The 25222-nt window shown below is 68.8% G+C and carries 19 protein-coding genes; all 19 read right to left on the bottom strand.

All coding sequences use genetic code 11. From position 1 onward, the window contains the following. Nucleotides 1–5 precede the first annotated feature (5 nt). The 19 genes from E5P2_RS01845 to aceE all read right to left on the bottom strand — a co-directional run bounded on the left by E5P2_RS01845 (nt 6) and on the right by aceE (nt 24997). Nucleotides 6–1037 carry an NADP-dependent oxidoreductase gene (locus E5P2_RS01845; protein WP_162565472.1) on the bottom strand — a complete coding sequence of 344 codons (1032 nt, stop codon included), beginning with the start codon at nt 1035–1037 and terminating at the stop codon, nt 6–8. A 103-nt stretch (nt 1038–1140) separates the two neighbouring features. Next, nucleotides 1141–2445 (bottom strand): HAMP domain-containing sensor histidine kinase, encoded by a 1305-nt coding sequence (locus E5P2_RS01840; RefSeq protein WP_162565471.1) that lies wholly within the window; start codon nt 2443–2445, stop codon nt 1141–1143. A 6-nt stretch (nt 2446–2451) separates the two neighbouring features. After that, nucleotides 2452–3135, bottom strand: a complete 684-nt coding sequence (locus E5P2_RS01835; protein ID WP_162565470.1) for a response regulator transcription factor — start codon at nt 3133–3135, stop codon at nt 2452–2454. A 163-nt stretch (nt 3136–3298) separates the two neighbouring features. Next, the gene (locus E5P2_RS01830) at nt 3299–3745 is read right to left on the bottom strand and encodes a Spy/CpxP family protein refolding chaperone (RefSeq protein WP_162565469.1); all 447 of its coding nucleotides are present in this window, start codon (nt 3743–3745) and stop codon (nt 3299–3301) included. Between the two features lie 133 nt (nt 3746–3878). After that, on the bottom strand, nt 3879–5240 hold the full coding sequence (locus E5P2_RS01825; protein WP_162565468.1) for a sigma-54-dependent transcriptional regulator: 1362 nt from the start codon (nt 5238–5240) through the stop codon (nt 3879–3881). A 7-nt stretch (nt 5241–5247) separates the two neighbouring features. Next, nucleotides 5248–7047 (bottom strand): sensor histidine kinase, encoded by a 1800-nt coding sequence (locus tag E5P2_RS01820; RefSeq protein ID WP_162565467.1) that lies wholly within the window; start codon nt 7045–7047, stop codon nt 5248–5250. Nucleotides 7048–7099: 52 nt separating this feature from the next. Beyond that, the gene (locus E5P2_RS01815; protein ID WP_197908558.1) at nt 7100–8095 is read right to left on the bottom strand and encodes a cytochrome d ubiquinol oxidase subunit II; all 996 of its coding nucleotides are present in this window, start codon (nt 8093–8095) and stop codon (nt 7100–7102) included. 5 nt (nt 8096–8100) lie between these two features. Continuing rightward, nucleotides 8101–9510: a cytochrome ubiquinol oxidase subunit I gene (locus tag E5P2_RS01810; RefSeq protein WP_443083495.1), complete on the bottom strand. Its 1410-nt coding sequence runs from the start codon at nt 9508–9510 to the stop codon at nt 8101–8103. A 36-nt stretch (nt 9511–9546) separates the two neighbouring features. Beyond that, nucleotides 9547–10293, bottom strand: a complete 747-nt coding sequence (phbB, locus tag E5P2_RS01805) for an acetoacetyl-CoA reductase (RefSeq protein WP_162565465.1) — start codon at nt 10291–10293, stop codon at nt 9547–9549. A gap of 34 nt (nt 10294–10327) precedes the next feature. Continuing rightward, nucleotides 10328–11512, bottom strand: coding sequence for an acetyl-CoA C-acetyltransferase (locus tag E5P2_RS01800; protein WP_162565464.1), 1185 nt, complete (start codon nt 11510–11512; stop codon nt 10328–10330). Nucleotides 11513–11570: 58 nt separating this feature from the next. Continuing rightward, nucleotides 11571–13061: a class I poly(R)-hydroxyalkanoic acid synthase gene (phaC, locus tag E5P2_RS01795; protein ID WP_232080549.1), complete on the bottom strand. Its 1491-nt coding sequence runs from the start codon at nt 13059–13061 to the stop codon at nt 11571–11573. A 28-nt stretch (nt 13062–13089) separates the two neighbouring features. Continuing rightward, entirely contained in the window at nt 13090–14424 is a 1335-nt protein-coding gene (locus E5P2_RS01790) for an NAD(P)/FAD-dependent oxidoreductase (protein WP_162565462.1), read from the bottom strand. A 25-nt stretch (nt 14425–14449) separates the two neighbouring features. Continuing rightward, nucleotides 14450–15847: a dicarboxylate/amino acid:cation symporter gene (locus E5P2_RS01785; RefSeq protein WP_162565461.1), complete on the bottom strand. Its 1398-nt coding sequence runs from the start codon at nt 15845–15847 to the stop codon at nt 14450–14452. After that, the gene (locus E5P2_RS01780) at nt 15831–16094 is read right to left on the bottom strand and encodes a hypothetical protein (RefSeq protein ID WP_162565460.1); all 264 of its coding nucleotides are present in this window, start codon (nt 16092–16094) and stop codon (nt 15831–15833) included. The genes E5P2_RS01785 and E5P2_RS01780 overlap by 17 nt, the downstream gene beginning before the upstream one ends. A gap of 7 nt (nt 16095–16101) precedes the next feature. Then, on the bottom strand, nt 16102–18399 hold the full coding sequence (locus E5P2_RS01775; protein ID WP_162565459.1) for an NADP-dependent malic enzyme: 2298 nt from the start codon (nt 18397–18399) through the stop codon (nt 16102–16104). Between the two features lie 42 nt (nt 18400–18441). Beyond that, nucleotides 18442–19242, bottom strand: a complete 801-nt coding sequence (locus E5P2_RS01770) for an alpha/beta fold hydrolase (RefSeq protein ID WP_162565458.1) — start codon at nt 19240–19242, stop codon at nt 18442–18444. Between the two features lie 9 nt (nt 19243–19251). Next, nucleotides 19252–21012, bottom strand: coding sequence for a dihydrolipoyl dehydrogenase (lpdA, locus tag E5P2_RS01765; RefSeq protein WP_162565457.1), 1761 nt, complete (start codon nt 21010–21012; stop codon nt 19252–19254). Between the two features lie 17 nt (nt 21013–21029). Further along, entirely contained in the window at nt 21030–22316 is a 1287-nt protein-coding gene (locus tag E5P2_RS01760) for a dihydrolipoyllysine-residue acetyltransferase (RefSeq protein ID WP_162565456.1), read from the bottom strand. Nucleotides 22317–22324: 8 nt separating this feature from the next. After that, on the bottom strand, nt 22325–24997 hold the full coding sequence (gene aceE, locus E5P2_RS01755; protein WP_162565455.1) for a pyruvate dehydrogenase (acetyl-transferring), homodimeric type: 2673 nt from the start codon (nt 24995–24997) through the stop codon (nt 22325–22327). Nucleotides 24998–25222 lie beyond the last annotated feature (225 nt).

Below are 25222 nucleotides of genomic sequence, written 5' to 3'. Positions count from 1 at the left end.
CGCGCTCAGTCCTTCGCCACCTGCAGCACCAGCTTGCCGAAGTTCTCGCCCGTGAAGAGCCGCGTCAGCGCTTCGGGGAACGTGTCGATGCCCTCGACCACGTCCTCGCGGCTCTTCATGCGGCCGTCCTTCAGGTAGCCTGACAGCTCGGCGATGGCCACGGGATAGCGGTCGGCATAGTCGAACACCACCATGCCCTGCATGCGCGCGCGGTGGACCAGCAGGCTCAGGTAGTTCTTCGGACCCTGCACCGGCGTCGTGTTGTTGTACTGGCTGATCGCGCCGCAGATGACGATGCGCGCGCCGCGCGCGAGCCGCGCCAGTGCCGCATCGAGGATCTCGCCGCCGACGTTGTCGAAGTAGATGTCGATGCCCTTGGGGCAATGCGTCTTCAGTCCGTCGCGCACGGCCGACGGACCGGCCTTGTAGTCGATGCACGCATCGAAGCCGAGCTCCTTCACCACCCAGTCGCACTTGGCCTGACCGCCGGCGATGCCGATCGCGCGGCAGCCCTTGATCTTGGCGAGCTGGCCGACGGTCTGGCCGACCGCGCCGGCCGCGCCCGAGACGACGACCGTCTCGCCCGCCTTCGGCTGGCCCACATCCATCAGGCCGAAGTAGCCGGTCATGCCGGGCATGCCGAGCACGTTGAGCCATTGCGTGATGGAGCCGGCGCGCAGGTCGATCTTCGCCAGGCCCTTGACCTGTTCCTGCGCGACGAGCAGGTATTCCTGCACGCCGAGCGTGCCGTAGACCGTGTCGCCGACCGCGAAGCCCAGGTTGCGCGAGGCCACCACGCGGCCGACGCCGCCCGCGCGCATGACGGCGCCGATCTCGACCGGCGCGATGTAACTCTTGCCCTCGTTCATCCAGCCGCGCATCGCGGGGTCGAGCGAGAGCGACAGCGTCTTGACGAGCACGCCGCCCTCGGCCGGATCGCCGACCGGCTCGGTGGTGAACTGCCAGTTGTCGCGCGTGGCCAGGCCTTCGGGCCGCTTGGCGAGGCGGACCTGGTGGTTGCTGAGATTGCTGCTCATGAAGGTCTCCTTGGAGGGGGCTGACGGTGGATGCGCATGCTAGCCCCGGCGCGCGGCGACCACGGTAGCGGACGCGACAGGCGCGCGCTTCGGCGCGAGCGAATCAGCGGAGCGACACGTCGATCTGCAGCCCCGGCTGCGCATTGCGCACCGCGAGCGAGCCGCCGTGCGCCTCGGCGATCAGCCGGCACAGGTACATGCCGAGCCCGACGCCGCCGGTCGCGCGCTGGCGCGCGCTGTCGGTGCGGTAGAAGGGCTCGGTCAGCCGTTCGAGCTGCGCCGCATCGACGCCGGGGCCGAAGTCGCGCACCTCGAGCGCGATGCCGCCGCCGGCCGCACGCAGCGCAATGCGCGGCGGCCGCGCGGCGCCGCTGCTGTAGCGCAGCGCGTTGTCCAGCAGGTTGCGCACCAGGAGGCGGATGCGCGTGCGGTCGAGCGCGAGCGCGGGCAGGCCGGGCGCGAGCTCGCGTGTCACATCCGCGCCGCCGGGCAGATCGCCAAGCACCTCCTCCACCAGCGCGGCCAGATCGACCGGCTCGCGATGCAGCGCCGCATGCGGACTCGCGAGGCGCTCGCTTTCGAGCAGGTCGCTGATCAGATCGCGCATCTCGCCCAGGTCGCGCAGCAAGGCTTCGCGCTCGGTGCGGCCCTCCGGCGTGGCGGGCAGCAGCTCGGCATTGAGCCGCGCGCGGGTCAGCGGCGAACGCAGTTCGTGGCTCAGCGCCAGCAGCAGCGCGCGCTTGGCATCGAGCATGCCCTGAAGGTCGTGCGCCATCGTGTTGATGCGCTGCGCGAGATCGCCCAGTTCGTCGCGCCGGCGCAGCGGAATCGGCGCGTCGAAGGCGCCGCGGCCGAAGCGCTCGGCGCCTTCGCGGATGTCGTCGAGCGGGCGCAGCAGCCGTCGCACATAGGCGAACGCGCAGGCGATCAGCAGCAGCAGCAGCGCCAGCGTGGTCCAGCCGATGCCGCTTGCGCCTTCGTGCCACGGCAGCGTGCCGATGCCGAAGCTGATGCGATGGCCGTCGGCCGTGGTGCGGCTGAGCAGCTCGTTGCCGCGCGGTCCGAAGCCGCGCCGGTCCATGCGCCCGGGATGCGATTCCCAGTTCACCACCGGCCCCTGGATCCGGATCGAGATCGGCAGGCGCGTGGTCAGCGCCTCGGCCCGCGCGACATCGGGCGGCGTGCCGATCTCGGCGACCATGCGATCGACGTAGTCCTTGATCAGCGGCCGGCCGGCCTCGCGCCATCCGCCCGCCAACGTGCCCTGCATGCCGGCGATGAACACCGCCGTCATCGCCAGCGCCAGCAGCACGAACACGGTGACGAGCCGCAGGCGCAGCGAATGGCGCCAGCGATGGCGCCAGCGGCGGCGGCCGATGCCGGCGCTTGCGTCGAGCCCGCGCCGCATCACGCGCTAGCCCTTTCCGACCGCGAGCGCATAGCCCGCGTTGCGCAGCGTCTTGATGCAGTCGAGCGGCTCCAGCTTCTTGCGCAGCCGGCTCACCACGATGTCGACCGCGCGCGTGTAGAGCTCGGCCTCGTGGCCGCGCAGCCGGTTGAGGATGTCGTCGCGGCTGAAGACCTTGCCCGGCTCGCCGGCCAGCAGCGCGAGCAGCTCGAACTCGGTGCCCGTGAGCTCCACGCGCTCGCCCTGGCGCAGCACTTCGCGCTTGTCGAGGTCGATGGCGAGGCCTTCGAACACGCGGCGCTGCGCGGATGCGGGCTGCGCCGGCGCCGTGCGCTGACGCCGCAGGATGGTCTGCACCCGCGCCACCAGCTCGCGCGGCTCGAAGGGCTTGGGCAGGTAGTCGTCGGCGCCGAGTTCGAGGCCCACCACGCGGTCCATCACGTCGCCGCGCGCGGTCAGCATCACGATCGGGATGTCGCTCTCCTTGCGGATCTCGCGGCACAGCGCGAAGCCGTCCATCTCGGGCAGCATGACGTCGAGGATGGCTGCGTCGTAGCTTCCGGCGCGCAGCTTGGCCAGGCCTTCGCTCGGCCGCGATGCGCTGTCGAGCACGCAATCGAAGCGCGCGAAGTAGCTTGCCAGCGGTGCGGCCAGGTGTGCGTCGTCGTCGATCAGCAGGATGCGAGCCATGAGGCGATTGTGCCCACGAGCAAGGAGGTGGCTAACGATGAGGCCGGCCGGCAAGGCCGGGCCCGTTCGGGGAACACCGTGCAACCGGCTTCGCCGGGCCGCTGGTGTTGCCCCCGGTAGGGGGTGGGCGGCCACACGAAGTGGGCAAGCCTGGGGGCGAGCTTTATCCTCTCCAACGGCGACCACGCTCCATGAATTCCCGCACCTTCTGCTGCTGCGCCGGATTCAGGTTGTCGAAAAAGTCGGCCGCGGCCGCGATCACTTCGGGACTGCCGGCCTGCAGCGCCGCCATCTTGTCGTCGGCCAGCTTCTTCGCGCGCTCCTGGTCGAGCTTGGCGCCGGCGAACAGCGCCCGGAACTCGGCGCGCGGATCGCCGCCGCCGCGCAGTGCCGCGCGTTGCGCCTGGATCTTCTCGGTCAGCACGGTGAGCTTCTGCTTCTGTACCGCGTCGAGGTCGAGCCGGCTGCCGACGCGCTCGACGATGCGGGCGCGGAATTCGGCGGAGTCGCCGCTCCAGCCGTGGCGGGAACCGGCACAGCCGGCCAGGCTGCCGGCGAGCAGAGCCGCGCCGGCGATACCGAAGAGGGAACGCTTGAACCAGTGTTTCATGAGGGTCTTCCTTCAACAACAACGATCGGAATCGATCAGGGAGACCCGATGGTGCGGCGCGCGCGCCGCGAAGTCCTTTCGCGGCGGTTTCGGCGTGTTTCGTTTTATTGCGGCGCAGCGCCGCTGCGTGTTGTCACTTGAAGTCCTCGGCCGACACGCCGAGCTTTCGCAGCTTGTCGTACAGCGTCTGCCGCGCGATGCCGAGTGCGCCTGCGGTGGCGGGCTGGTCGCCGCGGTGGCGGCGCAGCTCCTCGACGATCACGGTGCGCTCGAAATGCTCGACCTGCTGCGGCAGCCCGTGCGGCAGCGCGGACGGCCCCTGGCCCATGCTGCGCGCCTGCGTCAGGCGTTCGCCGAGGAGGCCGAGCACGAAGCGGTCGGCCACGTTGCGCAGCTCGCGCACGTTGCCGGGCCACGCATAGGCCATCAGGTCGGCGAGCTGCGCGTGGGTGAGCATCGGCGCGGCGCGCTCGTAGCGGCTGGCCGCCAGCAGCGTGAAGTGCTCGAACAGCAGCGGGATGTCCTCGCGCCGTTCGCGCAGCGGCGGCAGTTCGATGAAGGCGACGCCGATGCGGTAGTACAGGTCGGCCCTGAACTTCTGCTGGTCGCTCAGCGACTTGAGGTCGTCCTTGCTGGCCGCGACGACGCGGCAATCGAAGGGGATGGGCTTGTTCGATCCGATGCGTTCGATGCAGCGCTCCTGCAGCGCACGCAGCAGCTTGATCTGCACGGCCATCGGCATGCTCTCGATCTCGTCGAGGAACAGCGTGCCGCCGTGCGCGTATTCGAACTTGCCGATGCGCACGCGGTTGGCGCTGGTGAAGGCGCCCGCTTCGTGGCCGAAGAGTTCGCTCTCGGCGAGCGATTCGGGCAGACCGCCGCAGTTGAGCGGAACGAAGTGCTGCCGGCGCCGCTCGCCATGGTCGTGCAGGCAGCGCGCGACCAGTTCCTTGCCGGTGCCGGTCTCGCCGTAGATCAGCACGTCCGCCGAGGTGCCGGCCAGCGTCATGACGGTGGCGCGCACCTGCTGCATCTGCGCAGAGCGGCCGATCAGCACGCCCTGGATGCCGCTCCAGTTCTCCAGCGCATCGCGCAGCGCGCGCACCTGCAGCGTGAGCTGCCGCCGTTCCACCGCATGGCGCACGATGGCGTTCATGCGCTCGGAGGTGAAGGGCTTCTCGATGAAATCGTAGGCGCCGTCGCGCATCGCATGCACCGCCATCGCGATGTGGCCGTGGCCGGTGATCAGGATCACCGGGATCTCGGCGTCGATGGTGCGGATCTCGGGCAGCCAGTCGGTGCCGCTCGAGCCGGGCAGACGCACGTCGCAGACCACCACGACGGGCGCGCCCAGCACGATCTGCGCGCGTGCGCGCTCGACGCTCGCGAACGATTCGACCGCGAAGCCCGCCAGGGTGAGCGCCTGCGCGGTGCTCTGGCGCACGTCGTCGTCGTCCTCGATCAGCAGCACACGGATGGAAATGGCTTCACTCACTGTCGGGTCACTCCTGTTCTGCGGCGATCGGCAGATCGACGGTGAAGCAGGCGCCGCCGCCTTCGCGGTTGGCCGCCTGCAGCGTGCCGCCGACGCCGCGCACCGATTGTGCCGAGATGACCAGGCCCAGCCCGAGACCGGCGCCGGCCGACTTGCTGGTGACGAAGGGTTCGAACAGGCGCGGCAGGATGTCGGCGCGGATGCCCGGGCCGGTGTCGCTGACCGTCAGGATCGCGCGTGCGCCCTGCGGCCGGGCCTCGATGCGCAGCACGCGCTGCGGCGCGTGCTGCATCGCATCGATCGCGTTGCGCATCAGGTTGACCAGCAGGCTTTCGATGCCCGCGGCGTCGGCCATGACGCTGAGTCCGGCGGGCTGCACGTCGACCTCGACGGCGATCGCATGGGCCTTCGATTCGGCACCGACGAGGGCCTGCGCATCGGCGATGCTGCGCGCCAGCGGCACCGGCGCGAGCGGCGCGTCGCTCCTGTGGGCAAAGGTCTTCAGCTGCGAGGTCAGGCGTGCCAGGCGGTCCACCATGCCGGTGATGCGCTGCAGGTTGCCGCGCACTTCGTCGGGGCGGTCGTGGTCGAGCAGGATGCCGGCACTGTCCGACAGCGTGCGCAGCGCGGTAAGGGGCTGGTTCAGCTCGTGCACCATGCTCGCCGACATCTGGCCGAGCGCGGACATCTTGCCGGCATGCACCAGCTCGCTCTGGGCCGCGCGCAGTTGCGCGGTGCGCGCGACGACGGTCGATTCGAGGTTGTCGTGCGCCGCCTGCAGCGCGGCCTGGTTCGCCAGCTTCTGGCGCACCGCGCGCCGGCGCTGGCGCAGGGTCACGGCCAGCAGCAGCAGCACCGCCATGGCGAGGCTTGCGGTGATCGCGCCATAGCGCGCCGCCGCGCGCGCGGGCGCGAGGTCGTCCAGCACCACCAGCCGCCAGGGCGCCTCCCGGAGCGTGCGTGTCGATGCGAGATCGGCGTGGCCGTCAAGCACCGCCACCTGCGCATCGGAAGCCAGCGCCTGCATCGGCGTCCAGTACAGCGGCTTCAGATCGGCGGTGCCGTAGGTGCGGGATCGCAGCACGTCGTCCAGCTGATGCGCGCCCAGCGGCGCCAGCGGCCTGAACTTGAGATCGTCGCGCGTGGAGAGGATGACGACGCCACGCTCGTCGACCAGCAGCACGTCGCCGGGCAGCTTGCGCCAGGCGCGTTCGGCCTCTTCGAGATTGACCTTGACCGCGACCACGCCGCCCATGCGATCGCTGCGGCGCAGCGCGTACGAGAGGTAGTAACCCGGCTTGCGGCTGGTGATGCCGACGCCGTAGAAGCGGCCCCGCCCGAGCTTCAGCGCATCGATCACATAGGGTCGAAAGGAAAAATTCTGTCCGACCGTGGTGCCGGGCCGGTCCCAGTCGGACGCTGCCAGCGAAGTGCCGCCGGCATCGAGCAGGTAGAGCATCTCCGCGCCCGCCGTGGCATTGACGCCGCCGAGGTAGCGGTTGACGGCATCGCGCAGCTGCGCGTCGGCCGGCGCATCGAGCAGCGCGGGAACGACCGGCGTCATCTGCAGCAAGGCCGGCAGGTAGTCGAAGCGGGCCAGGTCGGCGCCGAGCGCGGTGGCCAGCATGTCGAGACGATGCTCCTGCGCCTCGCGCAGGTTCTTCAGGCTCGCCTGCATCGTGAGCCGGTGCCCCGCGTAGGCCGCGGCCGCGACGAGTGCCAGTGCGCCGCACCAGCGCAGCAGGCCACGCCAGCGGCGCGAAGCTTCCGTGCGGGATGCGGGGCGGAGATCGGGCGCGAACGGCATGGGACCGTGTATCGCACAAGGCACTGCCGCACGCATCAGTGTGAATCCCCGCTCATGCGTACTTGAGTTCGCCGATCTTCCCGCGGAAGACCCGATAGGAGAACACCGTGTAGCCCGCGATGGCCGGCACCGAGATGCAGGCGCCGATGCCGATGACCTTGAGCGCCTCCGGGCTGCTGGCCGCCTGCCAGAGGGTCAGTTTGTCGATGACGACGTAGGGATAGATGCTGTACGCGAGGCCGAGGAAGCCGAGCACGAAGACAACGATCATCAGCGCGAAGGGCAGCCAGCACAGCGGGCCGCGCACGGCACGCACGTTGAGCACGCCGGCCACCGCGATCAAGGCCACGCCGGACATCAGCGGGATCGCCATCAGCGCGATGATCTCGGGCAGCGCGAACCAGCGCGCGCGCACCGTCGCGCTGATCCACGGCGTCGCCATCGAGATCAGCAGCAGGCCGCCGATCATCGGCGCCCAGGCGATGCGGGCCCATTGCACGGCGCGCGCCTGCAGCTCGCCGTCGGTCTTCATGATCAGCCACGCCGCGCCCATCAGCACGTAGGCCATCGGCAGCGCCGCGGCGATGGCGGCCGCGAACAGCGTGAAGTTCCAGCCGGTGCCGAAGCCGCTCACATAGCGCCCGAGCATCCAGCCCTGCGCCACCGAGGCCAGCGTCGAGCCGGCGAAGAAGAGGCGGTCCCAGGTCCGCTTGTGCGCGTCACGCGCCTTGACGCGGAAGTCGAAGGCGACGCCGCGCAAGGTGAGCCCGACCAGCATCAGCGCGACCGGCAGGTAGAGCTCGCCCAGCACCAGCCCATGCGCCTTCGGGAACGCGACCAGCAGGATGCCGACGCCCAGCACGAGCCAGGTCTCGTTGGCATCCCAGAAGGGGCCGATGGAGGCGACCATCACGTCCTTCTCGGCATCGGTGGCGCGGTGCATCAGCATGCCGACGCCGAGGTCGTAGCCGTCGCTGACCACATAGACCAGCATCGAGACGCCCATCAGCGCCATGAAGATCACCGGCAGCGCGGCATCGAAGCCCATCCAGGTCATGGCGAGGCTCCTGCCGGCAGCTGCCCGGTGATGGCGCCGGCCGGCGTCGCGGTCTCTTCGGCGGCCTCGATCTCGAGCACCGCATCGGGCTTCTCGGCCATGTACTTCAGCACCGAGACATAGGCGACGATCAGGGACAGGTAAAGCGTCACGTACAGCGCCAGCGTGAGGCCGATCATCAAGGGTGCCACCGCCGAGGCCACGTCGGCGGTGCGCAGCAGGCCATAGACGATGAAGGGCTGGCGCCCGATCTCGGTGACGTACCAGCCGGCCACGGTCGCGACCCAGCCCGAGAAGGTCATGCATGCGAAGCCCCAGAGCAGCGCGCGCGGCAAGCGCGCCGGTTGCCACTTCGCGCGCCGGTACCGCCACCAGCCGACCCAGCTGGTCGCCAGCATCAGCAGGCCCATACCGACCATGATGCGAAAGGCGAAGAACAGCGGCAGCGGCGGCGGATGCGCGTCGGGGAACTCGTTCAGGCCCTTGATCTCGCCATCGGCCTGGTGCGTGAGGATCAGGCTCGCGACGCCCGGTACCGCGAGCTCGAAATGGTTGCTGCGCGTCGCCCCATCGGGGATCGCGAACAGCAAGAGCGGCACGCGGCGCTCGGTCTGCCACACGCCTTCCATGGCGGCGATCTTGGCCGGCTGGTGTTCGAGCGTGTTGAGGCCGTGCGCATCGCCGACCACGATCTGCAGCGGCACCAGCATCGCCGCGAGCGTGAGGCCGACGCGCATCACCGGCGCCGCCGACCGCCGGCCCGCGCCGCGCAGCAGCTGCCATGCCGAGAGGCCGGTCAGCAGGAAGGCGCAGGTCAATGCCGAGGCCAGCAGCATGTGCGTGAAGCGGTAGGGAAATGACGGGTTGAAGATCACGTCGACCCAGCTCTTCACGTGATAGATGCCATCGACGATCTCGTAGCCGGCCGGCGTCTGCATCCACGAATTCAGCGCCAGGATCCAGAACGCCGACAGCGTGGTGCCGAAGGCGACGAAGAAGCTCGACATCAGGTGCACGCCTTCGCTCACCTTGCCGTGGCCGAACAGCATCACGCCGAGGAAGCCGGCCTCGAGGAAGAAGGCCGTGAGCACCTCGTAGCCGAGCAGCGGTCCGGCGATGTTGCCGACCTTCTCCATGAAGCCCGGCCAGTTGGTGCCGAACTGGAAGCTCATGGTGATGCCGCTGACCACGCCGAGCGCGAAGCTGAGCGCGAACACCTTGGTCCAGAAGCGGTAGGCATCCAGCCATGCCTGCGCCAACGCGGGCTCGCCGCGCCGCAGCGCGCGGCGCCAGCGCAACCGGAAGAACAGCAGCACCCAGCCCAGCGCGATGCTGATGGTCGGGAACAGGATGTGGAAGGTGATGTTGGCCGCGAACTGCATGCGGGCCAGGATCAGGGCGTCCATGGCTATTCTTTCGGCGTCGCTGTCAGGGTGCCGCGCTCACTGCATGTGCTGCCCGCCGTTGATCGCGATGTTGGCGCCGGTCACGAAGGCCGCCTCCTCGGAGGCCAGGTAGATGATCAGGCCCGCCACTTCCTCCGGCTTGCCCAGGCGCCCCACCGGGATGTGCGGCAGGATCTTGCTGTCGAGCACTTCCTTCGGAATCGCCGTGACCATCTTGGTGCCGATGTAGCCGGGCGAGATGGTGTTGACGGTCACGTTCTTCTTCGCCACCTCGAGCGCGAGCGCCTTGGTGAAGCCGTGCACGCCGGCCTTGGCGGCCGAGTAGTTGGTCTGGCCGAACGCGCCCTTCGAACCGTTCACCGACGAGACGTTGATCACGCGTCCCCAGCCGCGCTCGACCATGCCGTCGGCGACCTGCTTGGTCATGTTGAACAGGCTGTCGAGGTTGGTGCGCATGACCGCGTCCCAGTTGACCTTGTCCATCTTCTTGAAGGTGGTGTCGCGCGTGATGCCGGCGTTGTTGACCAGCACGTCGACCGGGCCGAGCTGGCGCTCCACGTCGGCCACCGCTGCCGTGCAGGACGGGAAGTCCGCCACGTCGCAGGGCACGGCGAGGATGTCATAGCCACGCTCCTTCATCTGCGCCACCCACTCGGCATGCGTCTTGTTGCCCGGCGAATAGGTCACCGCGAGCCGGTAGCCCGCATCCACCATCTTGGTCGAGATGGTCTCGCCCAGGCCGCCCATGCCGCCCGTCACCAGCACCACGCGTTGCTTGCTCATGTTCTTGCTCCTGTTGTCGTTGAAGAATGGGTTCTCAGGCTCGCTCGACAGCAAGGGCCACGCCCATGCCACCGCCGATGCACAGCGAGGCCAGGCCCTTGTTCGCACCGCGGCGGCGCATCTCGTGCAGCAGCGTCACCAGCACGCGGCAGCCGGACGCGCCGATCGGGTGGCCGATGGCGATGGCGCCGCCGTTGACGTTGATGCGGCGGGTGTCCCAGCCCATCTCCTGGTTGACGGCGCAGGCCTGGGCGGCGAAGGCCTCGTTGATCTCCATCAGGTCGAGGTCCTGCGCCTTCCAGCCGGCCTTCTTCAGGCACAGCTGCGAGGCGGGCACGGGGCCCATGCCCATCAGCGAGGGATCGAGCCCGGCGCTCGCACAGGCGCGGATCACGGCCAGCGGCTGCAGGCCCAGCGACGCGGCGCGCGCGGCCGACATCACCAGCACCGCGGCCGCGCCGTCGTTCAGGCCCGAGGCATTGCCGGCGGTCACCGAGCCGGTCTTGTCGAAGGCGGGGCGCAGGCCGGCCAGCGCATCGGCGTTCGTCTTGCGGTTGACGAACTCGTCGGCCTTGAAGACGATCGGGTCGCCCTTCTTCTGCGCGATGCTGAAGGGCAGGATCTCGTCGTCGAAGCGGCCCGCGTCCTGCGCGGCCGCGGCCTTCTGCTGCGAGGCCAATGCGAGCGCGTCCTGCATCTCGCGCGTGATGCCGAATTTCTTCGCCACATTCTCGGCCGTGGTGCCCATGTGGTACTGGTTGTAGACGTCCCACAGACCGTCGACGATCATGGTGTCGACCAGCTTCCAGTCGCCCATGCGCTGGCCGTTGCGCGAGTTGGGCAGCGCATGCGGCGCGGCGCTCATGTTCTCCTGGCCGCCGGCGACCACGATCTCGGCATCGCCGCACTTCACGGCCTGCGCCGCCAGCATCACGGCCTTGAGGCCCGAGCCGCAGACCTTGTTGATGGTCAGGCCCGGCACGCCGATCGGCAGCCCGGCCTTGATGACCGTCTGCCGCGCCGGGTTCTGGCCCGAGGCCGCCGTGAGCACCTGGCCCATGATCACTTCGGAGACCGCATCGCCGGGCACGCCGGCCTTGGCCAGCAGGCCCTTCACCACATGCGCGCCGAGATCGGGCGCCGCCGTGCCGGCGAGCGCGCCGCCGAATTTGCCGACCGCCGTACGTTGTGCGGCCACGATGACGATTTCATCTGTCATGAGAAATTCCTTCAGGGTTGGGATGGGGATGGAGGGATGAAATGACGACGGCTCGCGCTCAGGCCGCCTTGGTCTTCACGTAGCGCCCGGGTGCGGGCTCGATGACGGGAAACTCGGCATTGCCGGCCGCCGCCGGCGCCGCGATGCGCGTGCCGGCGTGCGTGCCCAGCCACTCGCTCCATGCGGGCCACCAGCTGCCGTCGATGCCCTGCGCGGCTTCGAGCCACGCGCCGGCACCGGCCGCGGGATCGCCGACCCAGTGGTTGCGCTTCTTCTTCGCGGGCGGGTTGATGACGCCCGCGATGTGGCCGCTGGCGCCGAGCACGAAGCGCGTCTGGCCACCCAGCAGCGCCACGCTCGCGTAGGCGGTCTGCCAGGGCACGATGTGGTCCTCGCGCGAGGCATAGACGAAGGCCGGCGCCTCGATGCGCGACAGGTCCACCGGCACGCCGCACTGCACCGTCCCGCCGGGCTCGCGCAGGCGGTTCTCGAGGTAGGTGTTGCGCAGGTACCAGCAGTACATCGGGCCCGGCAGGTTGGTGTCGTCGCCGTTCCAGAACAAAAGGTCGAAGGCGCGCGGCGCCTGGCCCTTGAGGTAGCCGTTGACGACATAGGGCCAGATCAGATCGTTGGCACGCAGCGCCGCGAACACCTGCGCCAGCTCGCGCCCGCGCAGCAGGCCCTCCTTGCCGATGGCCGCTTCGCGCGCGGCCACCAGCGCCTTGTCCACCATCAGGCCGAGCTCGCCCGTGTCGGTGAAGTCGAGCAAAGTCGTGAGCAGCGTCAGGCTGGCCGCCGGCTGCGTGCCGCGCGCAGCCGCGACCGCCAGTGCACTGGCGAGCAGAGTGCCGCCGATGCAAAAGCCCAGCGTGTTGACCTGCTCGCTGCGGCCGACGCCGCGCGCCACCTCGATCGCCTGCAGCACGCCGTGCTCGACGTAGTCGTCCCAGCCGAGCCGGCCCTGTCGCGCATCGACGTTGCGCCAGGAGACCAGGAACACCGTGTGCCCCTCGGCCACCGCATAGGCGACCAGCGAACTCTCGGGCTGCAGGTCGAGGATGTAGAACTTGTTGATGCAGGGCGGCACGATCAGCAGCGGCCGGCGATGGACCTTCGCCGTGCTCGGCGCGTACTGGATGACCTGCATCAGCTCGTTCTCGAACACCACGCTGCCCGGCGTGGTGGCGACGTTGCGGCCGACCTCGAAGGCGCTCTCGTCGGACATCGACACCCGCCCCTTCGCCACGTCCTCGAGGAACAGGCGCGCGCCTTCGCGCAGGCTCTCGCCGCCGCTGTCAAGCGCGGCCTGCAGCGCTTCGGGATTGGTCGCGAGGCAGTTGGCCGGGTTCATCGCATCGATCACCTGGCGCAGTGCGAAGCCCCAGCGGCCCTTGTCGCGCTCGTCGAGCGGCGCGGCATCGAGCGCGCCGCGCATGGCGGTCGCGAACTGCAGATGGCCCTGCGTCAGGCTCTGCTGCCACGCCTGCATCAGGGCAGACGCATCGAACCAGTTCGCGGCGTCGAATCCGGGAGCGGCAGAGGAGTTCATGGCGGGATGAGAAGAAGAAAGCGCCGCTTCAATGCAGCTTGACATGCGGCTCGGTGCGCCGCGTGATGAGGCGGGCCAGCGTGTCGAGCGAGACCTTGACGATGCCGTGCAGCGCCAGCTCGTGCATCTTGTAGAGCGACATGTACATCAGGCGCGCGAAGGCGCCTTCGATCATCAGGCTGCCGCCGATCAGGCCGCCCATCATGTTGCCCACGGTGCTGTATTCGCCGAGCGACACCAGCGAGCCGAAGTCGCGGTAGCGATACGCCTTGAGCGGCTTGCCCGCCAGCCGGCGCCGGATCTGCGCGGCCACGTGCGAGGCCTGCTGGTGCGCGGCCTGCGCGCGCGGCGGCACGAAGCCGCCCGCGCCGCCGTTGGCCTCGGGCCAGGCGCAGGCCGAGCAATCGCCGATCGCGAAGATGTCTTCGTCGCGCGTGGTCTGCAGCGTGGGCCGGACCACCAGCTGGTTGCTGCGGTTGGTCTCGAGGCCGGCGATGTCGCGCAGCAGGTCCGGGGCCTTGACACCCGCGGCCCACACCACCAGCTCGGCGGGCAGGACGCGGCCGTCGGCCAGGCGCACGCCGGCCGGCAGCACCTCGGCTACCTTGGCCGCGGTATGGACCTCGACACCCAGCTCGCGCAGCAGGTCCTCGGTGGCCTTCGACAGGCGCGGCGGCAGCGCGGGCAGCACGCGCTCGGCGGCCTCGATGAGGCTGACCTGGATGTCCTTCTCGGCATCCACGCGGTCGAGCCCGTAGGCGACCACCTGGCGCGCCGTGCGGTGCAGCTCGGCCGCGAGTTCCACGCCGGTGGCGCCGGCGCCGATGATCGCCACATGCAGCTGCTCGGGCCGAAGCGGCGTGGTCTGCGCATGGGCGCGGATGCAGGCGTTGACCATGCGCGCATGGAAGCGCAGCGCATCGATCTTCGATTCGAGCCGCAGCGCATGCTCGCGCACCCCGGGCGTGCCGAAGTCGTTGCTCAGGCTGCCGATGGCGATGACCAGCGTGTCGTAGCCGAAGCTGCGGTCGGGCGTGACCTCGCGGCCTTCGTCGTCGAGGTAGGGTGCGACGCGGACCTCGCGCCGCGCGCGGTCGATCGCCGTCAGCTCGCCGAGCCGGAAGCGGAAGCGGTGCCAGTGCGCCTGCGCCAGGTAGTCGACCTCGTGCGCGCTCATGTCCATGCTGCCGGATGCAATCTCGTGCAGCTTGGGCTTCCAGACGTGGGTGCGGTGCTTGTCGATCAGCGTGACCTCGGCGCGGCCGCGCCTGCCCAGCGTGTCGCCCAGGCGGGTGGCGAGTTCGAGCCCGCCCGCGCCGCCGCCGACGATCACGATGCGATGCGCCGATGGGGAGCCGCTCATGGTGCGGGCCTCGAAGCGATGCGCATCAGCGTGCCGGGCTGGCCGGCATGCGGGTCTCGGTCGCGTCGAGCACCAGCTCGGGCTCGTCGGCCTCGGTGCCGCTTTCCCGGTTCAGGTGGCGGTGCAGGCGCTCGGTGTCGAGGTCGCCGGTCCAGCGCGCGACGACGAGCGTGGCCACGCCGTTGCCGATCAGGTTGGTCAGCGCGCGCGCTTCCGACATGAAGCGGTCGATGCCGAGAATGAGCGCGAGCCCCGCGACCGGCACATGGCCTACCGCCGACAACGTGGCCGCCAGCACGATGAAGCCGCTGCCCGTAACGCCCGCGGCGCCCTTCGAGGTGAGCAGCAGCACCAGCAGCAGCGTGATCTGCTGGCCAAGGGTCATCGGCGTGTTGGTGGCCTGGGCGATGAACACCGCCGCCATCGTGAGGTAGATCGAGGTGCCGTCGAGGTTGAACGAATAGCCCGTCGGGATCACCAGCCCGACCACCGACTTCTTGGCGCCCAGGTTCTCCATCTTGACCATCATGCGCGGCAGTGCGGCCTCGCTGGACGAGGTGCCCAGCACGATCAGCAGCTCTTCCTTGATGTACTTGATGTACTTCCAGATCGAGAAGCCGTTGAAGCGCGCGATGGTGCCCAGCACGACGAAGATGAAGAACAGGCAGGTCGCGTAGAAGGTCGCCATCAGCGCGCCGAGCGAAACCAGCGAGCCGACGCCGTACTTGCCGATGGTGAAGGCCATCGCGCCGAACGCGCCGATGGGTGCGACCTTCATGATGTAGCCGACGATCGTGAACAGCACGTGCGAGCCCTTCTCGATCACATCGAACACCAGCGTGCCGCGGCCGCCGAAGCGGTGCAGCGCGAAGCCGAACATCACGGCGATCAGCAGCACCTGCAGGATCTCGCCCTTGGCAAAGGCATCGACCACGGTGTTCGGAATGATGTTGAGCAGGAAGTCCGTCGTCGAGGTCATCTTGCCGGGCCCGGTGTAGGCGGCGATGGACTTGGTGTCGAGCGTGCTCGGGTCGATGTTCATGCCGCTGCCGGGCTGCACGAGGTTGATGATCACGAGGCCGACGACCAGCGAGACGCTGCTGACGATCTCGAAATACAGGAGCGCGAGGCCGCCCGTCTTGCCGACCTTCTTCATGTCCTCCATGCCGGCGATGCCGACGACGACGGTGCAGAAGATGATCGGCGCGATGATCATCTTGATCAGCTTGATGAAGCCGTCGCCCAGCGGCTTCATCGCCTCGCCGGTCGACGGATAGAAATGCCCGACCACGACACCGATGACGATGGCCGTGATGACCTGGAAATAGAGCGACCGGTAGAAGGGTCTGGATACGGGTTGATGGTCCACGATGTCTCCTTGGTTCCTTGGTATTCGGATGGCGGCTTCAGATACCGGCGGCATGCGCCTGGCGGTCGGCGTGGCAGCTCGATCGCACCAGCGGCCCGCAGGCCGCGTGCGAGAAGCCCATCGCCTGCGCTTGCCCGGCCGGCGCGTCGAACTGCGCGGGCGCGACACAGCGCTCGACCGCGAGGTTGCCCGGCCGCGGCTGCAGGTACTGGCCCAGCGCCGCAGCCCCGTCCACGTGGATCGGGATGCGCCGGGTCTTGGCGGCGCCGCGCTGCGGCGCCTTGGCGAGGAGTTCGTTCATCGCCGTGTCAGTCGATCGCCGCGGCCGCGGCGCGCTGCGAGGCCGCATCGACCACCGCGAGCGCCGTCATGTTGACGATGCGGCGCACGGTCGAGGACGGCGTGAGGATGTGCACCGGCCGCGCCGCGCCCAGCAGGATGCCGCCCACCGTGATGCCGCCGCCGGCCGCGATGCGCAGCAGGTTGTACGAGATGTTGGCCGCATCGACGTTGGGCATCACGAGCACGTTGGCTTCGGTGACGAGGCCGGAGTCGGGGAACTCGTGGTCGAGGATGGTCTTGGACAGCGCCGCGTCGCCGCGCATCTCGCCCTCGACCGCGAGCTTCGGATCGCTGGCCTTGATGAGCCCCAGCGCCTCGCGCATCTTCACGGCGGAGGCCGCATCCGAGCCGCCGAAGTTGGAGTGCGACAGCAGCGCCACGCTCGGCGTGACGCCGAAGCGGCGCACCTCCTCGGCGGCGAGCAGCGCGATCTCGGCCACCTGCGCGGCGTCCGGGTCGCGGTTGACGTGCGTGTCGCAGATGAAGAGCTGGCGGCCGGGCAGCATCAGCATCTGCATCGCGGCCAGCGTCCGCGTGCCCGGCCTGAGGCCGATCACGTCGCGCACATGGCGCAAGTGCTCGCCGTAGTTGCCGAAGGTGCCGCACAGCATCGCGTCGGCGCGGCCCTGGCGCACCAGCATCGCCGCCAGCAGGGTGCAGCGGCTGCGCATCTCGGCGCGTGCGGCGGCGCGCGAGACGCCATCGCGGCGCCGCAGCTGATGGTAGTCATCGGCCGCGTCGCCGTAGATGGCCGGGTCGAGAAGGTTGATCGCCTCGCAGTCCTTGCCGAGTTCGAGCCGCAGGCCGAACTGTTCGATGCGCTGCGCGATCACGTCGGGGCGGCCGAGCAGCAACGGCCGCGCCAGCTTTTCGTCGACCACCACCTGCGCGGCACGCAGCACGCGCTCGTCTTCGCCCTCCGCATAGACGACGCGCTTCGGCGACTGCTTCGCAGCCGCGAACAGCGGCTGCATGCTGCTGCCGGACTGGTAGACGAACTGCGTCAGGCGCTGCCGGTAGGCCGCCATGTCGGCGATCGGCCGGGTCGCGACGCCGCTGTCCACCGCGGCCTGGGCGACGGCGGGCGCGACCGCTTCGATCAGGCGCGGATCGAAGGGCTTGGGGATCAGGTAGTCGCGGCCGAAGCGCAGGCCGACCGCGCCATAGGCCTGCGCCACCACTTCGGGAATCTCGGCATGCGCGAGCTCGGCGATCGCGCGCACGGCGGCGAGCTTCATCTCCTCGTTGATGGTGGTGGCGCCGACATCGAGCGCGCCGCGGAAGATGAACGGGAAGCACAGCACGTTGTTGACCTGGTTCGGATAGTCCGAGCGGCCGGTGCCGAGGATCGCGTCGGGCCGCACCGCGAGCGCGTCCTCCGGCAGGATCTCCGGCGTCGGGTTGGCCATGGCCAGGATGATCGGATCGCGCGCCATCTCCTTCACCATCCCGGGCTTGAGCACGCCGCCGGCCGACAGGCCGAGGAAGATGTCCGCGCCGCCGATCACGTCGGCCAGCTGGCGTGCCGGGGTCTGCTGCGCATAGCGGGCCTTGTTCGGATCCATCTGCTCCTTGCGGCCCGTGTAGACCACGCCGAGGCTGTCGGAGACGAAGATGTTGCCCATCGGCAGGCCGAGGCTGACGATCAGGTCCAGGCAGGCCAGCGCCGCGGCGCCGGCGCCGGAGGCGACCAGCTTGACCTCGGTGATGTCCTTGCCCACGTGCCGCAGCGCATTGAGGATGGCCGCGGCGGCGACGATGGCGGTGCCGTGCTGGTCGTCGTGGAACACCGGGATCTTCATGCGCTCGCGCAGCTTCTTCTCGATGTAGAAGCACTCGGGGGCCTTGATGTCCTCGAGGTTGATGCCGCCGAAGGTGGGCTCCATGCGCGCGATGGTGTCGATCAGCGCGTCGGGGTCGTTCTCGTCGAGTTCGATGTCGAACACGTCGATGCCGGCGAATTTCTTGAACAGGCAGCCCTTGCCTTCCATCACCGGCTTGCCGGCCAGCGGGCCGATGTTGCCCAGGCCCAGCACCGCGGTGCCGTTGGTGATGACGGCCACGAGGTTGGCGCGCGAGGTGAGATGCATCGCCTCGGCCGGATCGCGCACGATCTCCATGCAGGCATCGGCGACGCCCGGCGAATAGGCGAGCGCGAGATCGCGCTGCGTGGCCATCGGCTTGGTCGGCGTCACCGAGATCTTGCCGGGCGTCGGATAACGGTGGTAGTCGAGCGCGGCTTCGCGGAGCTTGTCGTCGGACATGGTGTCGTCTTTCGTTCGGGGTCTGTCGAGAAGGATGCGGCGTCAGCGCGGCGCAAGCGCACGCGCTTCGGCGAGCCAGTCGTTCAAGCCGCGCAGCAGCGCCTGGGGCTGGTCGGCATGCACCCAGTGGCCGGCGTCGGCAATGCGCACCAGCTCCGCACCCGGAAACAGTTCGAGGATGCGGGGCAGCGATTCGGGCCGCACGTAGTCGGACTCCGCGCCGGCCAGGAACAGCGCCGGCCCGTCGTAGCGTGCGTGTGGGAGTGCCTCCGGAAACGCACAGAGCTCGCGCATGCAGACCGCGGTGGCCATCAGGTTGAGCCGCCAGTCGAAGCGGTCCTTGTGGCGGCGCAGGTTCTGCATCAGGAAGTCGATCGGCGCATCGCCGACCAGGCTGTCGGCCAGCGCGCGGCGGATCTCGCTGCGGCTGGTCGCGGCGGCCAGGTCCAGGTGGCGCATGGCCGACACGTACGAGGAGAATTGGTCGGCGTAGCTCTCGGGCGCGATGTCGATCACCGCGATGCCGCCGATCGATTCCGGATCCTCGAGGCCGAGCGCCAGCGCCATCGCGGTCTTGCCGCCCATGCTGTGGCCGACGATGAAAGGCCGTTCGAGCCCTTCGCGCGCGATCAGCGCCCGCACGTCGAGCGCCATCTCCTCGTAGGACATGGTTTCGGCCCAGGTCGATGCGCCGTGGTTGCGCGCGTCGGGGAGGTAGACGCGGTAGTCGGCGGCCAGCGCATGTGCGATCTGCGCCCAGTTGCGCCCGGCGCCGAACAGGCCGTGCAGGATCACCACCGCAGGACCGTCGCCGACGGCCTCGAACGCGAGTTGGACAGGCATGGCGCGGCCCTACTTCTTCTTCACGGGCGGCAGGTCGGTGCAAAGGCCTTCGAACAGCTCCGCCGTCATGCCGATCGATTCGCCGAGCGTCGGATGCGGATGGATGGTCTTGCCGATGTCGCCGGGCTCGCAGCCCATCTCGATGGCCAGGCACACCTCGCTGATCAGGTCACCCGCATGCGTGCCGACGATGCCGCCGCCGACGATGCGGTGCGTGGCCTCGTCGAAGATGAGCTTGGTGAAGCCCTCGTCGCGGCCGTTGGCGATGGCGCGGCCCGATGCGGCCCAGGGGAACACGGCGCGGCCGACCTTGAGGCCTTCGGCCTGGCATTGCTCCTCGGTCTTGCCGGCCCAGGCCACCTCGGGGTCGGTGTAGGCGACCGAAGGGATCTGCCGCGCATCGAAGAAGGACGCTTCGCCATGCGCGGCTTCGGCCGCGACGTGCGCCTCGTGCACGGCCTTGTGCGCAAGCATGGGCTGGCCGACGAGATCGCCGATCGCGAAGATGTGCGGCACGTTGGTGCGCATCTGTTTGTCGACGTGAATGAAGCCGCGATCGGTCACGGCCACGCCGGCCTTGTCGGCGCCGATCTTGCCGCCGTTGGGGCTGCGGCCCACGGCGACCAGCACGAGGTCGTAGACCTGCGCGTCCTTGGGCGCCTTCTCGCCTTCGAAGCTGACCTCGATGCCGGCCGGCGTCGCCTTGGCACCGACGGTCTTGGTCTTGAGCATCACGTGGTCGAAGCGCGCGCCGTTGAATTTCTCCCACACCTTGACGAGATCGCGGTCGGCGCCCTGCATCAGCCCGTCGAGCATCTCGACCACGTCGATGCGGGTGCCGAGCGTCGAGTAGACGGTGGCCATCTCCAGGCCGATGATGCCGCCGCCGATCACCAGCATGCGCTTCGGGATGCTCCTGAGCAGCAGCGCGCCGGTGGAGTCGACGACGCGCTCGTCCTCGGGCATGAAGGGCAGCTTCACGGCCTGCGAACCGGCGGCGATGATGGCCTTGGCGAACTTCACGACCTTCTTCGCGCCGCCCTCGATCGCGACTTCGAGATGGTGCGGATCGAGGAAGCTGCCGACGCCGGTGACGACCTCGACCTTGCGTCCCTTGGCCATGCCGGCGAGGCCGCCGGTGAGTTTCTTGACGACGCCGTCCTTGAAGCTGCGCAGCGCGTCGATGTCGATCTCGGGCGGTGCGTACTTGATGCCGTGGTGGCCGAGCGTCTTGACCTCGTCCATCACGCCGGCGGTGTGCAGAAGCGCCTTCGACGGGATGCAGCCGACGTTGAGGCAGACGCCGCCGAGCGAGGCGTAGCGCTCGACCAGCACGGTCTTCATGCCGAGGTCGGCGCTGCGGAACGCGGCCGAGTAGCCGCCGGGGCCGGCGCCGAGCACGAGCACTTCGCATTCGAGGTCGGCCGACCCTGCGTGGTGCGCCGCCTGCGGCGCCGCTTCACTCCCTCTCCCGCTTGCGGGAGAGGGTTGGGGTGAGGGTGCGGCCGCAGGGAGAGGGGAGGCAGATGCGGCGGCCTCGAGCTCGAGGATCACCGAGCCTTCGCTGACCTTGTCCCCGAGCGCGACCTTGAGCGCCTTCACCGTCCCGGCATGGCTGGATGGAATCTCCATCGATGCCTTGTCCGACTCGACCATGATGAGGCCGGTGTCGACCGCGATCACCTCGCCGGGCTTGACCAGCAGTTCGATGATCGCGACATCCTTGAAGTCGCCGATGTCCGGGACCTTGACTTCCACCGTGTGGGCCATGGGAGCTTTCCTTCAGTTCAGAACAGCACGCGCCGCAGATCGGCGAGCACGTTGGCGAAATGGACGTTGAAGCGCGCGGCGGCGGCGCCGTCGATCACACGGTGGTCCCACGACAGGGACAGCGGCAGCGTGAGGCGCGAGGTGTAGCTCTTGCCGTCGGCGGAGTGCTGCTTCCAGTAGCTCCTGCACACGCCCATGATCGCGACCTCGGGTGCATTGATGATCGGCGTGAAGTAGATGCCGCCGATGCCGCCGAGCGAGCTGATGGTGAAGGTGCCGCCCGACATCTGGTCGGGCTTGAGCTTGCCGTCGCGCGCGAGCTTGGCGAGTTCGCCCATCTCCTTGGCGATGTCGGGCACGGTCTTCTTGTCGACGTCGCGGATCACCGGCACCATGAGGCCGTTGGGCGTGTCGGCCGCGAAGCCGATGTGCCAGTAGTTCTTCAGCACCAGCGCATCGCCGTCGAGGCTCGCATTGAACTCGGGGAACTTCTTGAGCGTCGCGACCGCCGCCTTCATCATGAAGGGCAGCATGCTGATCTTGACGCCGGACTTCTCGAGTTCCTTGTTCATCTGCACGCGGAAGGGTTCGAGGTCGGTGATGTCGGCCTCGTCGTGCGTGGTCACGTGCGGAATGACGACCCAGTTGCGGTGCAGGTTGGCGGCGCTGATCCTCTTGATGCGCGACAGCTCCTTGCGCTCGGTCGGGCCGAACTTGGCGAAGTCGACCTTGGGCCAGGGCAGCAGATCGATGCCGCCCACGCCGCCGCCTGCAGGTGCCGCGGCGGTCTTGCCGGCAGCCGGTGCGGCCGCTGCGCCGCCGCCTTTCGCGAAGGACTCGACATCGGCGCGCACGATGCGGCCGTGCTCGCCCGAACCCTCGAGCTTGCCAAGGTCGACGCCGAGTTCGCGTGCGAGCTTGCGCACGGCGGGGCCGGCGTAGGCGAGTGCGAAGGCGGCTTCGTCGATCGCGCTGCCGGTGCTGGCGGCATCGCGCACCGGCGCTGCGGTTGGAGCAGCGGCAGGCGCAGCCGGTGCGGCTGCAGCCGTCGCTGCGGGCGCATCGCCGGTCGCCAATGACAGGATCACGCTGCCCTCGCTGACCTTGTCGCCGAGCTTGATCGTGATGGCCTGCACGACACCCGACAGCGGCGCGGGCACATCCATCGTGGCCTTGTCGGATTCGAGCGAGACCAGCGGATCCTCGGCCTTCACGGTGTCGCCGACCTTGACGAAGATCTCGATGACCGGCACGTCGCTGAAGTCGCCGATGTCCGGAACCTTGATGTCGATTGCGTTGCTCATGTCGTGCCTCAGACGGTCCAGGGGGCTGCGCGCTCGGCGTCGAGCCCGTATTTCTCGATGGCCTCGGCGACGACCGCGTGCTTGATCACGCCGTCGTCGGCCAGCGCCTTGAGCGCGGCCACGGCCACGTGCCAGCGGTCGACCTCGAAGAAGCGGCGCAGCTTGCGGCGGTAGTCGCTGCGCCCGAAGCCGTCGGTGCCGAGCACGGTGTAGCGGCGGCCGGCGGCCTGCACGTATTCGCGCACCTGGTCGGCGTAGTTGCGCATGTAGTCGGTGGCGGCGACGACGGGGCCGTCGTGGCCTTCGAGGCATTGCTCGACGTGGCTCTTGCGCGCGGGTTCGGTCGGATGCAGCCGGCTCCAGCGCTCGGCGGCCATGCCGTCGCGGCGCAGCTCGTTGTAGCTGGTGGCACTCCACACGTCAGAGGCGACGCCGAAGTCGGTCTTCAGCAGTTCGGCCGCGGCCATCACTTCGCGCAGGATGGTGCCGCTGCCCATGAGCTGCACGCGGTGGCCCTTCTTGGGCGTCTTGCCGCCGTCGCCGAGCTGGTAGAGGCCCTTGAGGATGCCCGCCTCGCTGCCCTCGGGCATGCCGGGGTGCGGGTAGTTCTCGTTCATGAGGGTGATGTAGTAGTACACGTCCTCCTGCTCGGCGTACATGCGGCGCATGCCGTCGCGCACGATGACGACCACCTCGTAGGCGAAGGTGGGGTCGTACGAGATGCAGTTGGGGATGGTGCCGGCCAGGATGTGGCTGTGGCCGTCCTCGTGCTGCAGGCCTTCGCCGTTGAGCGTGGTGCGGCCCGCGGTGCCGCCGAGCAGGAAGCCGCGCGCGCGGATGTCGCCGGCCAGCCAGGCGAGGTCGCCCACGCGCTGCAGGCCGAACATCGAGTAGTAGATGTAGAACGGGATCATCGGCACGTTGTTCGTGCTGTACGAGGTGGCCGCGACGATCCAGCTGGACATCGCGCCGCCTTCGTTGATGCCTTCCTGCAGCACCTGGCCGTCCTTCGATTCGCGGTAGTACATGAGCTGGTCGGCGTCCTGCGGCTTGTAGAGCTGGCCGAGCGAGGACCAGATGCCGAGCTGGCGGAACATGCCTTCCATGCCGAAGGTGCGCGACTCGTCGGGCACGATGGGCACGATGTGCTTGCCGATCGCCTTGTCGCGCACCAGCGTGCCGAGCATCTGCACGAAGGCCATGGTGGTGGAGATCTCGCGCTCGCCGGTGTCCTTGAGCAAGCGCTCGAAGGTGGCCAGCGGCGGGATCTCGAGCGCGCTCGACTTGCGGCGGCGCTGCGGCAGGTAGCCGCCGAGCGCGACGCGGCGCTCGCGCAGGTACTTCATCTCCGGGCTGTCTTCGGGCAGCTTGACGAAGGGCACGTGGGGCAGGTCGGCGTCGGACACCGGGATCTGGAAGCGGTCGCGGAAATTGCGCAGCGCGTCCTGCGTCATCTTCTTGGCCTGGTGGGCGATCATCTGGCCTTCGCCGGATTCGCCCATGCCGTAGCCCTTGACGGTCTTGGGCAGGATCAGCGTGGGCTGGCCCTTGTGCTTGACGGCGGCGGCATAGGCGGCAAAGACTTTCTGCGGATCGTGGCCGCCGCGGGTCAGCGCCCAGATGTCGTCGTCGCTCATGTCGGCGACCAGTGCCTTCGTCTCGTCGTACTTGCCGAAGAAATGCTCGCGCACGTAGGCGCCGCTCTTGCTCTTGAAGTCCTGGTACTCGCCATCGACGCATTCCTCCATGCGCTGCAACAGCTTGCCGCTGTGGTCCTTGGCGAGCAGCGCGTCCCAGCCGCTGCCCCACAGCACCTTGATGACGTTCCAGCCGGCGCCGCGGAACACGCTCTCGAGTTCCTGCACGATCTTGCCGTTGCCGCGCACCGGGCCGTCCAGGCGCTGCAGGTTGCAGTTGATGACGAACACGAGGTTGTCGAGGCTCTCGCGGCCGGCCAGCGAGATGGCGCCAAGGGATTCGGGCTCGTCCATTTCGCCGTCGCCCATGAAGGCCCAGACCTTGCGCGGCGCCGTGTCGGCCAGGCCGCGGCCGTGCAGGTACTTGAGGAAGCGCGCCTGGTAGATCGCCATCAACGGACCGAGGCCCATCGAGACGGTGGGGAACTGCCAGAAGTCGGGCATGAGCCACGGATGCGGATAGGACGGGATGCCGTGGCCATCGGCTTCCTGGCGGTAGTTGAGCAACTGCTGCTCGGTGAGGCGGCCTTCGAGGAAGGCGCGGGCATAGATGCCGGGCGAGCTGTGGCCCTGGATGAAGAGCAGGTCGCCGCCGTGCGTGTCGGTGGCCGCGTGCCAGAAGTGGCCGAAGCCGATGTCGTAGAGCGTGGCGGCCGACTGGAAGCTCGCGATGTGGCCGCCGAGTTCGGACGAGTCCTTGTTGGCGCGCAGGATGATTGCCATCGCGTTCCAGCGGATGATCGAGCGCAGGCGGTGCTCGATCGCGCGGTCGCCGGGGTTCTTCTCTTCGCGCTCCGGCGCGATGGTGTTGCGGTAGGCGGTGTTGAGCGAACGCGGCGTGTAGACGCCGTCGCGCCGGCCTTCGTCGACCAGGCGATTGAGCAGGAAGTTGGCCCTCTCATTGCCACGGTGTTGCTGGACCGCGCTGAGTGCGTCCACCCATTCGCCTGTCTCGGTGGGATCGAGGTCGCCCGTCGTGCTCATCGTTGTCTCCTGTGTCATGGACCCGTGCCGCATCGGGTGATGCGACCGGCCCACGGACAGAGCAACGGGTGTGCCATGCCTCGACCGAGGCAAGCGGCGAGCTAAGTTATTGATTTATCAGGGCTTCATGCACGCATGCGGGACGGCGTTGCCGGCAACCCGTGCGCAGGGTGAGCGCGGCGCCCGGACCACCGGATGCGCGACTGCGTGCAAACCCTGAGAGAG

The organism is Variovorax sp. SRS16, assembly GCF_901827165.1.
Classification (GTDB): Bacteria; Pseudomonadota; Gammaproteobacteria; order Burkholderiales; family Burkholderiaceae_C; genus Variovorax.
The sequence above is the reverse complement of the archived record's forward strand: the minus strand, read 5'-3'. Positions and strand labels throughout refer to the sequence as shown.

Excerpts from the sequence above, each read along its gene's own strand:
- phbB (WP_162565465.1), bottom strand. The coding sequence starts at position 10,293 with ATGAGCAAGCAACGCGTGGTGCTGGTGACGGGCGGCATGGGCGGCCTG.
- E5P2_RS01800 (WP_162565464.1), bottom strand. The coding sequence starts at position 11,512 with ATGACAGATGAAATCGTCATCGTGGCCGCACAACGTACGGCGGTCGGC.
- E5P2_RS01845 (WP_162565472.1), bottom strand. The coding sequence starts at position 1,037 with ATGAGCAGCAATCTCAGCAACCACCAGGTCCGCCTCGCCAAGCGGCCC.
- E5P2_RS01785 (WP_162565461.1), bottom strand. The coding sequence starts at position 15,847 with ATGCCGCCGGTATCTGAAGCCGCCATCCGAATACCAAGGAACCAAGGA.
- E5P2_RS01770 (WP_162565458.1), bottom strand. The coding sequence starts at position 19,242 with ATGCCTGTCCAACTCGCGTTCGAGGCCGTCGGCGACGGTCCTGCGGTG.
- E5P2_RS01820 (WP_162565467.1), bottom strand. The coding sequence starts at position 7,047 with ATGCCGTTCGCGCCCGATCTCCGCCCCGCATCCCGCACGGAAGCTTCG.
- E5P2_RS01815 (WP_197908558.1), bottom strand. The coding sequence starts at position 8,095 with ATGGGCTTCGATGCCGCGCTGCCGGTGATCTTCATGGCGCTGATGGGC.
- E5P2_RS01780 (WP_162565460.1), bottom strand. The coding sequence starts at position 16,094 with ATGAACGAACTCCTCGCCAAGGCGCCGCAGCGCGGCGCCGCCAAGACC.
- E5P2_RS01840 (WP_162565471.1), bottom strand. The coding sequence starts at position 2,445 with ATGCGGCGCGGGCTCGACGCAAGCGCCGGCATCGGCCGCCGCCGCTGG.
- phaC (WP_232080549.1), bottom strand. The coding sequence starts at position 13,061 with ATGAACTCCTCTGCCGCTCCCGGATTCGACGCCGCGAACTGGTTCGAT.
- lpdA (WP_162565457.1), bottom strand. The coding sequence starts at position 21,012 with ATGGCCCACACGGTGGAAGTCAAGGTCCCGGACATCGGCGACTTCAAG.
- E5P2_RS01775 (WP_162565459.1), bottom strand. The coding sequence starts at position 18,399 with ATGTCCGACGACAAGCTCCGCGAAGCCGCGCTCGACTACCACCGTTAT.
- E5P2_RS01810 (WP_443083495.1), bottom strand. The coding sequence starts at position 9,510 with ATGGACGCCCTGATCCTGGCCCGCATGCAGTTCGCGGCCAACATCACC.
- E5P2_RS01760 (WP_162565456.1), bottom strand. The coding sequence starts at position 22,316 with ATGAGCAACGCAATCGACATCAAGGTTCCGGACATCGGCGACTTCAGC.
- E5P2_RS01830 (WP_162565469.1), bottom strand. The coding sequence starts at position 3,745 with ATGAAACACTGGTTCAAGCGTTCCCTCTTCGGTATCGCCGGCGCGGCT.
- aceE (WP_162565455.1), bottom strand. The coding sequence starts at position 24,997 with ATGAGCACGACGGGCGACCTCGATCCCACCGAGACAGGCGAATGGGTG.
- E5P2_RS01790 (WP_162565462.1), bottom strand. The coding sequence starts at position 14,424 with ATGAGCGGCTCCCCATCGGCGCATCGCATCGTGATCGTCGGCGGCGGC.
- E5P2_RS01835 (WP_162565470.1), bottom strand. The coding sequence starts at position 3,135 with ATGGCTCGCATCCTGCTGATCGACGACGACGCACACCTGGCCGCACCG.